The 11,518-nt window shown below is 61.3% G+C and carries 9 protein-coding genes; 5 read left to right on the top strand and 4 right to left on the bottom strand.

The features are described from left to right. Positions 1-40: 40 nt before the first annotated feature. Positions 41-1,504, bottom strand: a complete 1,464-nt coding sequence (gene pdxR / locus A8B82_RS03460) for a MocR-like pyridoxine biosynthesis transcription factor PdxR (protein ID WP_067288224.1) — start codon at positions 1,502-1,504, stop codon at positions 41-43. Positions 1,505-1,769: 265 nt separating this feature from the next. On the opposite strand from pdxR, the gene A8B82_RS03455 reads away from it, so the two are divergent. Next, complete coding sequence (locus tag A8B82_RS03455; protein ID WP_161489412.1) at positions 1,770-2,165, top strand: BrnA antitoxin family protein; 396 nt, start codon at positions 1,770-1,772, stop codon at positions 2,163-2,165. A gap of 541 nt (positions 2,166-2,706) precedes the next feature. Here the strand turns inward: A8B82_RS03455 and A8B82_RS03450 are convergent. Both A8B82_RS03450 and A8B82_RS03445 read right to left on the bottom strand, forming a co-directional pair. After that, positions 2,707-2,970, bottom strand: a complete 264-nt coding sequence (locus A8B82_RS03450) for a glycine zipper 2TM domain-containing protein (protein WP_067288217.1) — start codon at positions 2,968-2,970, stop codon at positions 2,707-2,709. 215 nt (positions 2,971-3,185) lie between these two features. Then, positions 3,186-4,577, bottom strand: coding sequence for an aminotransferase family protein (locus A8B82_RS03445; RefSeq protein ID WP_067288209.1), 1,392 nt, complete (start codon positions 4,575-4,577; stop codon positions 3,186-3,188). 565 nt (positions 4,578-5,142) lie between these two features. On the opposite strand from A8B82_RS03445, the gene A8B82_RS03440 reads away from it, so the two are divergent. From A8B82_RS03440 to A8B82_RS03430, 3 genes are all read left to right on the top strand, one after another. Next, positions 5,143-6,162, top strand: a complete 1,020-nt coding sequence (locus A8B82_RS03440) for a taurine ABC transporter substrate-binding protein (protein WP_067288206.1) — start codon at positions 5,143-5,145, stop codon at positions 6,160-6,162. A gap of 113 nt (positions 6,163-6,275) precedes the next feature. Continuing rightward, positions 6,276-7,082 carry a taurine ABC transporter ATP-binding protein gene (locus A8B82_RS03435; protein WP_067288664.1) on the top strand — a complete coding sequence of 269 codons (807 nt, stop codon included), beginning with the start codon at positions 6,276-6,278 and terminating at the stop codon, positions 7,080-7,082. Then, positions 7,079-8,353: an ABC transporter permease gene (locus tag A8B82_RS03430; protein ID WP_067288203.1), complete on the top strand. Its 1,275-nt coding sequence runs from the start codon at positions 7,079-7,081 to the stop codon at positions 8,351-8,353. Before A8B82_RS03435 ends, A8B82_RS03430 begins: the two co-directional genes overlap by 4 nt. Positions 8,354-8,546: 193 nt before the next feature. Here A8B82_RS03430 and A8B82_RS03425 read toward each other — a convergent pair whose 3' ends face one another. After that, a complete protein-coding gene (locus A8B82_RS03425) occupies positions 8,547-10,691 on the bottom strand; it encodes a DEAD/DEAH box helicase (protein WP_067288199.1) in 2,145 nt (714 codons plus the stop codon). 207 nt (positions 10,692-10,898) lie between these two features. On the opposite strand from A8B82_RS03425, the gene A8B82_RS03420 reads away from it, so the two are divergent. After that, positions 10,899-11,405, top strand: coding sequence for a MarR family winged helix-turn-helix transcriptional regulator (locus tag A8B82_RS03420; protein WP_067288196.1), 507 nt, complete (start codon positions 10,899-10,901; stop codon positions 11,403-11,405). The last annotated feature ends 113 nt before the right edge of the window (positions 11,406-11,518 follow it).

Genomic DNA, 11,518 nt, shown 5'->3' with positions numbered 1-11,518 from the left:
CTACTGTTAGGGCCAAAAGTGATAGGCGCCTAATACCACTTCAGGCAAAATCCCTGATCGCCTGTGCAACCAGGGCCAGGCCCTCCGGGATGCGGGCGGCGGGGATCGAGGAATAGGCCAGGCGGTAGTAGTTCGACGGTCGATGCCTGCCGGTAAAGAAGGGGTGGCCCGGTTCGATCAATACGTCCTGTTGATGCAGCCTGCGGGCCAGCACATCGGTATCGACCCCGTCGGGGGCGCGCATCCAGAAGGACGATCCGCCGTAGTAGCCACGTCCGGAAATGCGCAGGCCATGCTCTGCCATGGCCCTTTCCATCACCGCGCGCCGGTCCTGCAGGGCGCTGCCCATGCGCCGGATCAGAGCATCATAGTGGCCCAGGGACAGGAAATAGGCGGCGGTGCGCTGGATATGACCTGGCGGGTGCCGCAGGACAGAGGCGCGCAGGGCGCGGGCTTCCTTGATGAAGGGTTCTGACCCCACGAGGTAGCCAAGGCGCAGCCCCGGAAACAGCGACTTGGAAAAGCTGCCGACATAAATCACCCGGCCATCGGTATCGAGAGATTTCAGCGCGGGCGAGGGCGGTTTGAGAAAGGACATCTCGAACTCGTAATCGTCCTCCACAATCAGGGCGTTCATCTCTCCGGCGCGGGCCAGCAGGGCATGGCGGCGCTCCATCGGCATGGTGGCATTGGTCGGGCATTGGTGGCTGGGCGTGGTAAAGATGACGTCGGTATCGGGCGGGATCGCATCGGGGGGGATGCCATCGGCGTCGACGCGGACGGGTGTCATGTGGCAGCGCGACTGGGTCAGGATGTCGCGCAACGCGGGATAGCAGGGGTCTTCGAGTGCGGCGCGCCTGCGCTGGGTCAGCAGCACCTGGGTGGTCAGCCACAGGGCGTTCTGGGCCCCAAGGGTGATCAGGACCTGTTCGGGCCGGGCATTGATGCCCCGGCGGGGCAAGGTGTGCCGGGCGATGAACTCGATCAGCTGCGGGTCGTCGCGGTCGAAATAATCGGTGGTCAAGGCCGAAAAGTCGCGCTGACCCAGTGCCTGCAAAGCACAAAGCCGCCAGTTGGCATGGTCAAACAGGGTCGGGTCGGCCTGGCCATAGATAAAGGGATAGCGGAACTTTGCCCAATCCTGCGGTTTTGATACTGTGGCGCCGCCGCTGAACTTCTGGCCGATCGCGCGCGACCAGTCGACCGCGTCTTGCCGTTCTGCCGCCGGGGCAAAGCTGGGTGGAGTGGGCGCATTGCCTGACACGAAGTAGCCTGACCGCCCTTTGGAGGTCAGATAGTCGTTGGCCAGCAGTTCGGTGTAGGCAATAGTGACGGTGATCCGGCTGACGCCAAGGTGCGCGGCCAGCCTGCGGGTCGAGGGCAGTTTTTCGCCCTGCCGGAACCGCCCCGAAAGGATGCCCTGCGCGATCATTTGCTGGATCTGCTGCTGCAGTGTCCCCTGTGCGTCGGGGTGCAGAAAGAAGGTTTCAACGGGAAGGGCCATGAAGTTACCTTAGATTGGACCTAACGGGCAATCAATCTGGAGATAACGATATGTGAAATGGAATTGCCTTGAAGACGGATGTTAGTGGGCATTCTGACGCATGTAAATTTGAAAATGAGACTCATGGTGTCGTTTTGATACTCATGATCATTAAAATGGGCGGTCACAACCCATGCACAACCCATGCACCGAACGGTGCATCCGCAGTTTGTTCAGCCAGGGACGCCATCCTTGCCGCCATCACATCCCGGCGAAAGGAGAACCGATGAGACGAAAGGATGCGCACACTGAAATGGTGCATGACCTGGAGCGGTTGCAGAACGGTATGACGGACGAATGGCTGAGGGAAAGCCTGCCTGAAGAGTGGACCGGGCTGGACTACCTGGCACCCGTGCCGCGCCCGCAAACGCGGATCACCCTGCGGCTGGACGGTGACATGGTGAAATGGTTCCGCAGAATGGGGCCGGGCTATCAAAAGCGGATCAATCTGGTTCTGCGGATCTATTATCAGGGTCTGATCAGCGGGCAGTTCAAGGCCTATCCCAACGACGACACAGTGCCGCGCCTCAGGCTTGCCGCGCTGGCGGAGCTGAAATACGTCGACAAGAAAATGGCAGGCATCGTGGAGAAGTTGAACAGGATCGGGCGAGGGGAAGAGTAAAGCGCCCCGCCTTGAACTTGAATCGCCAATACCCTGCCGCGCTGCGCGCTCTCGGGACATTGGCGAAGTGATATGCTTTTGGTTAGGCTCTGGACCCATTAATCTTACATGCTCAGTTTGACAGATTTTTTCGTAGACTAGGAGAATCTGCGCAAGAATAGTGGTTCTATTTCAAGCAGATGTGACGCCTCCTCTCGGGACATTGCTGCGCAATGCCCTGCCGGGCGATGGGACTGCGGGAAAATCCGTCAAACCCGAAGGGCGGCGATTTCACTTCATTTCAACGTCTTGAGTCGTTTGCAAATAGAACCACTATTGGCAGCACGCCTCAAACCCTTGAAATTTCGTGAAATCGCCGCTGAGCATATAAGATTAATGGGTCCAGAGCCTATAGGCGGGACGCTGCAGGCCAAGCTGAAAGTCCCCGGTGATGATGGCCGCAGACCGATGTGCCGCTATCCCGTTCCGACCGCACCGGTCGGAAAAAAAAGGGCCCCGCCATGCGGCGGAGCCCAATCTATCCTTGGAGGGATGTTCAGTCTTATGGGCAGGCAGCCGTATAGCGCGAGCCATCGGGGCGCTGGTAAACGCAGCTGCCTGTCTGGGTCTTGCCGATGTAGTTGCCCGCAGCCGCACCGACGGCACCGCCGATCAGCGCGCCTGCCACACGATCATCACCGCCGGAAACGGCGGCACCTGTCGCGGCACCAAGAGCGGCACCAGTCAGGGCACCCTGATTGGGACCGCCCGGCTCACAGGCAGCAAGTGCGGCGATCATGGGGATGGCGATAAGAAGCTTTTTCATTTTGGTCTCCCGAATTGTTGTTCGTGGGTCAACGCGATCCGTTCCAGAAAAGTTCAGACTAATCTCGCACCAACCTTTTTATCGGCGGAAAACAGCCATCTGGCGGGGTCGCGTATCTTGTTCGGGCAAGACATGGCTTGGGTCGGACAAATCAAAGGCCGGGTCAAGCCCGGCCTCTGTTTCTATTGGCAAGAATGCGCTGAGTGGCCGGTTTTTCAGGCGAAGACGCGCGCCAATGCGCCATCTACCGCCGCAACGATCTGGTCGATGTCGTCCTTGTTGGCGATCAGCGCGGGAGAGAAGCACAGCGTGTTGTTCTTGCCCGGCAGGGAGCGGTTGGTGGCACCGATGATAACGCCCTGGCCCATACAGTCGCCCACCACCTGCTGCACCAGCTTTTCAGCGACGGGTTCGCGGGTGCTGCGGTCAGCGACAAGCTCCGCGCCCAGGAACAGGCCCTTGCCGCGCACCTGACCGATAACGGCGTGTTTGTCGGCCAGCGCCTGCAACTGGTCCAGCATGTAATGGCCCATGTCGGTGGTGTTTTGCAGCAGGTTCTCGTCTTCGATGATCTTCATGTTCTCGATCCCTGCGGTCGGCCCGGCGGTGCAGCCCCCAAAGGTGGAGATGTCGCGGAAGTAGTTCAGCGGATCGGCGGCGTCATCCTTGAACATGTTGAACACCTCTTCGGTGGTGACGAGGCAGGCGATGGCGGCGTAGCCCGACGCGACGCCCTTGGCCATGGTCACCATGTCGGGCTTGATGCCATATTGTTGGTAGCCGAACCAGGTGCCGGTGCGGCCCACGCCGCAGACAACTTCGTCGATGTGCAGCAGGATGTCGTACTTGCTGCAGATTTCCTGTACGCGGTCCCAGTAGCCATCCGGGGGCGTGATGACACCGCCGCCCGCGGTCACGGGTTCAAGGCAGAGACCGCCCACGGTATCGGGGCCCTCTGCGAGGATCACCTTTTCAATCTGGTCGGCGGCCCAGACGCCGTAATTTTCCTGCGGTGCGCCGTCCTGTTCAAAGCTGCGGTATTCCAGGCAATGCGGCACCCGGACAAAGCCGGGGGTGAAGGGGCCGTATTGGGCATTGCGTTCGTCCTGCCCGCCCGCCGACAGCGCGCCGATGGTGGTGCCGTGATAGTCCCGGTCGCGGTAAAGGATCTTGTGTTTCTTGCCGCCATACCGCTTGTGCGCGATCTGGCGGATCATCTTGAAGCCCTTCTCGTTCGCCTCGGACCCCGAGTTGCAATAATAGACGCGGCTCATGCCCGGCATCTTGTCGATCAGCATCTCGGCAAAGTTGGAGCCGGGGATGGAGCCGGCAGAGCCTGCAAAATAGTTGAGCTTGATCAGCTGGTCGCGCACGGCGTTGGCGATGCGCTCGCGGCCGTAGCCCACGTTGACGGTCCAGACCCCGCCGGAGACGGCATCGAGGTGTTCCTTGCCCTTCTGGTCCCAGACGCGCATGCCCTTGCCTTCAACAATGATGCGGGGGTCGGTGGTCTCATAGGGTTTGTGCTGGCTCAGGTGATGCCAGATATGGGCGCGGTCGGCCTCTACCACGCGGGAAATGTCGTTCTCGTTGAAATTGCCATCCATGGATCAGACCTTTCTGCGCTGGGGGAGCGGGGTGAATTCAAGGCGCATCTCGCCCTGTCTGTCCAACTGTCTGCGGGTTACGCGCAGAATCAAGTAGGGCCAGACCTGCCTCATTCGTAGCGCCAGAATTTGGCTGTGTCTAATGGGGCAGAGGGTCAGTTGATGAAATCGGCGGCGCCCGGATTGCCGAGGTCGATACGCGCAAATGCGCTGAGGGCCTAAAAATCGACGATCCTCGCCAAACTGGACTCATGCACCGCTGGCGGTTGGACATTTGTTCGCGGCTCGATCGCTCACAGGATTGCGGGCCAGGCCGGATCGGATTTCGCGACACCGAATGGCAAGACCGGCTTTGCTGAAATGTCTCATTGGCTCTGCCCAAACATCAGTCAGGCGGCGGGAAAAAACCGGAACAGGCGAGAAAACAAGGCAGAAACTCCAAGGTCAGCCGAGCGTCCCTTGCTTTTTCGCGTAGGATAGCGCCCAACTTGGTACTGCAAACTGAGACGATACGACCCAATAACGGGCACACATTGTCCGCAAAAAACATCAAAGGGAGATCGCAATGATCAAGCAAACCACCACCAGTTTTATCGCCGGGGCCGTGTTGGCCCTGACCGGTCAGGCCGCATTGGCCGACGCACATTCCGGCGAAATCACCGTCGCCTATTTCCTCGAATGGCCGATGCCGTTGCTGGCAGCCAAGGCATCGGGTGCCTACGAGGAAGCGCTGGGCAAGAAGATCAACTGGGTTTCTTTCGAGACCGGCACGGCGATGTCCGCCGCCATGGCGTCGGGCGATGTGCAGATATCCATCAGCCAGGGCGTGCCGCCCTTCGTCGTTGCGGCCTCGGGCGGGCAGGATATTCAGGTGGTCGATGTGGCCGTGTCCTATTCCGACAATGACAACTGCGTGGTGAAGGCCGATCTGGAGATCGACAAGAACAGCGCGTCGGAACTGGCGGGCAAGAAGGTTGCCGTGCCGCTGGGCACGGCGGCGCATTATGGGTTCCTGCGCCAGATGGATCACTTTGGCGTGGCGCTGGACAGCCTGCAGATCGTCGATATGGCACCGCCGGAAGGTGCCGCTGCGCTGAGCCAGGGCGCGGTCGATTTCGCCTGCGGCTATGGCGGCGGTCTGACCCGGATGAAGGAATACGGCAACGTCTTGCTGACCGGCGATGAAAAGGAAGAACTGGGTATCCTGGTGTTCGACGTGACCTCTGTACCCGCAGCCTACGCGGCGGAAAACGGCGAGGGACTGGCCAAGTTCCTGAAAGTCTCTGCCGAAGCCAATGCGCAATGGGCGGCTGACCCCAGTGACGAGATGCTCGCCCAGATCGCAGAGCAGTCCGGCATGGATCTGGAAGCGGCGCGATCGGCAATTGCGACCTTCAAGTTCCCCACCGTGGAAGATCAGCTGTCCGAGCGTTGGCTGGGCGGCAATGCGGCGAGTTTCATGAAGGGGGTGGCTGAGGTCTTTGTCGAGGCAGGGTCCATCGATTCTGCGCTGGACAGCTATGAAGGTGCCGTCAACACCGCGCCGCTGGCAGCGGCCAAGGAGATGATGGACAGCGGTTCGTGATGGTTTGGGCCGGTGCGTGTCGTGCTGCACCGGCCCTGACAATCTGCCGAGATCCAGAAACTGAGGCGGGTTCATTCCGCCCCATCGCCCCCCATGGGCAGAAAGCCGAAATGATGACCGGACTTTCCATCGACAATCTCTCCATGCGTTTTGATTTGCCGGATGGCGGGCATGTGCAGGCCCTGCAGAACGTGACCCTGGACCTCAAGGCCGGTGAACTGCTGAGCGTGCTTGGCCCCTCGGGGTGCGGCAAGACCACGCTGTTGAACATCGTGGCCGGGTTCCTGGCCCCCACGGGCGGCAAGATGACGCTGAACGGTCACCAGATCACCGGCCCGGATGCGGAACGCGGGATGGTGTTTCAGCAAGGGGCGCTGTTCGAATGGATGTCGGTGCGGGAGAACGTGGGCTTTGGCCCCTCGATGAAGGGGATGCCCAAGAACGACAAGGCCGAGACGGTGAACCGTCTGTTGGATGTGGTGGGCTTGCAGGATTTCAAGGAAAAGGCGGTTTACGAGCTGTCGGGCGGGATGCAGCAGCGTGTGGCACTTGCGCGCTGTCTGGCCAATGACCCGGATGTGATCCTGATGGACGAACCGCTGGGCGCGCTGGATGCGCTGACCCGCGAGAAGATGCAGAGCCTTGTGCTGAAACTGTGGAAAGAGACCGGCAAGACGATCATCCTGATCACCCATTCTGTCGAAGAGGCATTGCTGCTGGGCGAGCGGCTGATCGTGATGGCCCCGCGACCGGGGCGCATTCACAAGGAGTACCGCCTGCCCTTTGCCGAACTGGGCGTGAACGCGGACCTGCGCGAGGTCAAGAAACATCCTCAGTTCGGGCCGCGCCGCGAAGAGATACTCAACATGATCTGGGACATGGAAGAAGAGATCATGGGCACCAAGGAGGGCGCGGCATGACCGGGCTGTTCTTCCTCGCGATCTATGTCGCCATCTTTGTTGTCAGTGCTTTTGTCGTGACCAGGGTGCTGCAGAAGACGGCAAAGGATTATACTTCGCTGAAAACCGTGACATTCGGGGACGAAAGCGCGGTGCGGCCAAACCGGATTGCCGGCGTGGTGTCGATCCTGACGATCTTTGTCATGTGGGGGATCTTTACCGGCTCAAGCCTGCTGCCTTCCTTCCTGCATGCGCCGGGCGCTTTTGTGGGAACGACCACCTTTACCTATACCGCCCAGGTGCCGGGGCAGGCACCTGACGATGCCACGGTGACGGTGGTGGTTCATCCGCGCGGCGCCCCGGCGGAAGCACCGGAGGTGACGCCGGGAGACGGATTTGCCAAGGACGATTCCGCCACCATTGCGCAATGGCGCAGCGGATTGATCCGGGTCGATGCAAACGACGAATTGAAAAAGAGCGACGGGGCCGAGGTGATTGCCATCAACGGCCAGAAGATCGCCCCCGGCGGGACGGTTCAAACCGTGGATGGGGCGGTGACCCTGTCGGACAAGGGGACGCCCAACTTCCAGCCCGCGCGCGGCTGGCAGATGGAGCCCCTGTATCTGCCAGCCCCCGAAGTGGTCTGGACCAGAACCGTTCAGATCATGCGTGAAGGGTTCCGCAATTTTACCCTGCTGGAGCATCTGGGCTTTTCGCTGTTCCGGGTGATCGTGGGGTTCCTGCTGGGCGCTGTTGTGGGGATTCCGCTGGGATACGCGATGGGTCTGAGCAATTGGTTCAGAGGCTGGTTCGACCCGATTGTGGAGTTCATGCGCCCTGTGCCGCCCCTCGCGCTGATCCCGCTGGTGATCATCTGGGCCGGGATCGGTGAGGCGGGCAAGATCATCCTGTTGTTTCTTGCGGCCTTGTGGATCATGGCAATTGCGGCGCGATCCGGGGTTTCCGGCGTGAAAATATCAAAGGTTCACGCGGCCTATTCGCTGGGGGCCAGCAAGTGGCAGGTGATGCGCTATGTGATCATTCCCAATTCCCTGCCCGAGATTTTCACCGGGGCAAGGGTGGCGATGGGGGTATGCTGGGGCACGGTTGTGGCGGCGGAACTGGTCGCGGCAGAGCAGGGGGCAGGCATGATGATCATGACCGCGTCCAAGTTTCAGAACACCGATATCGTGATCATGGGGATCATCCTGATCGGTGTCATCGGATTTGGCATCGACATGCTGATGCGGGCCGCTGAACGCTTTCTCGTGCCGTGGAAGGGCAAGGGTTGATCGGCACTATTCCGATTTCTTTGAAGAAATCGGGCCGGAAATTTTGAAATTTCCGGTTCCGGTGGAATGGTATCGAACGTGAGTAGTACAGGGCAGGCGTGTTGCCCCGTCCGTTTTCTTTGAAGAAAACGTGTCGGAAATTTTGAAATTTCCGGGCTTTTGTTACATCAAACGAACGCGGTTCTTCGCAGGCTCACTTCGGCCGGAAGCTGCTCTTGCCGCGCTTCGGGGTGGCATCACCGCCGCCCGTCTTGCCGCGTCCGGCTGGTTTGCCGCCCTGCTTGCCGATCTTGTTCGGCGGGGTGAAGCGTTTGGAGGGGTCAGAGGCGCGCTGATAGGTCTTGCCTTCGGGTTTGCCCTCTGGCTTGCCCTTGTAGGGTGGCTTTGCGCCTTTGGGCTTGCGCGGCGCGTCGGTCGGCGCGGCGTCTTTTTTCCATACGGCCTTGGCCTTGGGTTTGGCTGTGCCATCCGATTTGGGTTTTGGTGCGGCGCCGGGTTTCATCGGGCTGCGTTCGGTCTTGTGCGACTTTGGCGGGCGCTCGCCTTTGGGCTTGGCGGGCTTGCCGGAAAAGGGCCGGTCAGATTTGGGTTTATCGAACTTCGGCCTTTCCGCACGCTGTTCGGCCATCGGTGCTTCGGCAGCGGTTGCGCGCGGCTTGCTTGGGGCCGACGGCGCATCGGGATCATAGGCGGGTTTGCGGTGCGGCTTCGGGCCGCCGGGCTTCGGGCCGCGTGGCGCGCCCGACTTCGGCCCGCCCTTGGGCAGGTCCGGGGCCTTGTCCAGCTGAGTGACCACCGCGCCTTCCTCTGCCGTGCGGTCGGGGCCGAGGGCATTGAGGAACTTGGGGGCGGAACTGGCGAGGATTTCCACAAAGCTGTGGCTGGCCTGCACGCGGATTGCGCCGATGTCGTCCTTGGTCAGGTCGCCCGCGCGGCACAGCATGGGCAGCAGCGTGCGGGGCTCTGCCCCGTCATTGCGGCCCTGGCTGACAGAGAACCAGACGGAGGGGCCGAAGGCAGGGCGCTTGCTGTCATCCTTTGATCCGGGGTCGGCCAGATCCTCGGGCGAGGATGCGCGGGCGCGGTAGAGGTTGACGAAAGCGGTGGCAAGCTGTTCGGCGCTGTAGGTCGCGACCAGGTTGGCGACGAAATCGGCGGCATCTTCCGGCACGGGCGCTTCCCATGCGGGATCAGAGAGCAGGCGCGCCTCGTCAGCGGCGTTGACCTCTTCGGCCGAGGGGGCGGAGGCCCATTCGGCCTTGAGCTTGGCCCAGCCCAGCAGGCGGTTGGCCTTGGTCTTCATCTTGGCAGGCACGATCAGGGCGGAGACGCCCTTGCGTCCGGCACGCCCGGTGCGGCCAGAGCGGTGCAGCAGCGTATCGGCGTTGCTGGGCAGGTCCGCGTGGATCACCAGTTCGAGATTGGGCAGGTCAATGCCGCGTGCGGCCACGTCGGTGGCGATGCAGACGCGCGCGCGCCCGTCACGCAGGGCCTGCAGCGCGTTGGTCCGTTCTGACTGTGTCAGCTCGCCCGAGAGGGCCACGACGGAAAAGCCGCGGTTGGTGAATTTGGTGGTCAGCCGTGCCACGGCGGCGCGGGTGTTGCAGAACACGATGGCATTCTTGGCCTCGTAGAACCGCAGCACGTTGATGATGGCGTTTTCGGTGTCACGCGGGTGCACGTTCAGGGCGCGGTATTCGATGTCGCTGTGCTGGCGCGCCTCGCCCGTGGTCGCGATGCGCTGGGCGTCCTTCTGGTAGGATTGCGCCAGCTTGGCGATGGCCGCCGGTACGGTGGCCGAGAACATCAGGGTCCGGCGGTCTTCGGGGGCTTCGGAAAGGATGAATTCCAGTTCTTCGCGAAAGCCGAGGTCGAGCATTTCGTCCGCTTCGTCCAGCACCACGGCGCGCAGGGTGGACAGGTCGATGTTGCCACGCTTGATGTGGTCGCACAGCCGCCCTGGGGTTGCGACGACAACATGTGCGCCACGGTCCAGGGCGCGGCGTTCGGTGCGTTGGTCCATGCCGCCCACGCAGGTTGTGACCACGGCCCCCGCCTGACCATAGAGCCAGGTGATTTCGCGGGCCACCTGCATGGCCAGTTCGCGGGTGGGCGCGATGATCAGGGCCAGCGGCGCCCCGGCAGCGCCAAAGCGCGGCTGGTCGCCCAGCAGGGTGGGCGCGATGGCAAGGCCGAAGCCCACGGTCTTGCCCGACCCGGTTTGCGCCGAGACCAGCAGGTCCGCCTCGGCCAGTGCGGGGTCGGTCACGGCCTCCTGCACGGGGGTAAGGGTATCGTAGCCTTGGGCGGCAAGGGCGTCGGCAATGGTCTGAATCACGGGGTCTGTCCTGTTCGTGAGGTCGCTGTGCACCGCACAGGGGGCCGGGGAGGCGGCCTTTGAAGGGGTTGGGCAGGCCTTATGTTGTTCGGGCGCAATTGTACATGGGGTTCTTTTCAACGTCGAAACAGGGGCGTTTGTGCATTTTCCCTTGAATGTAATGGATATTGTCCATTATATTCGGATTGCTCATGGTGGAGGCAAGCAATGTCAAATGACTTTGACACTTCGGGTGCATTCGAGGTGCCGCGCGGGAAACATCCTGTGGTCACCGGAATTGAGGATGTCATCACGTTCAAATTGCATACTCTGGAAGCGATCGGAGGCCGGTCCGCAAGTGGCTGGTCCGAGGAGTTGTTCCAGGTAAGCCTTACAGCGTGGCGTGTGCTGGCGGTGGTCAAATCGCATCAACCTGTGCGGGCCGGCGATGTTGCCGATATCCTGTTGATGGACAAGAGCCAGCTGAGCAGGGTGATCAAGCAACTTACCGCCAAGTTTCTGGTCGTCGATACCACCGACCCGCATGACGGGCGCGCGGTGGCGCTGAAGCTGACCTCGACCGGGCTCGCTTTGTATGATCGGGTCATGGCGCATGTCCTCGACCGGAATGAGAAGGTTCTGGAGCCCCTGAGCCTGGCGGAAGTGGAGAGCTTTGACATGATGCTCGACAAGCTGATCGCGCACTCGCGGTCGATGCTGGCCTCGCGTTCGTAAACTTCGAAAAAATGGTACTGGTCGGGCGATGGGGCGCAAGCGCCCATGGCCGGTCCGTTGTGCGATGCCTGGCCGGACCTTGCCGTTTTTCTGAGGGAAGCGCCGAAAGTTTG

Source organism: Sulfitobacter sp. EhC04 (genome assembly GCF_001650875.1).
In the GTDB taxonomy this organism is placed as follows: Bacteria; Pseudomonadota; Alphaproteobacteria; order Rhodobacterales; family Rhodobacteraceae; genus Sulfitobacter.
This window is presented reverse-complemented; position numbering and strand designations above follow the sequence as displayed.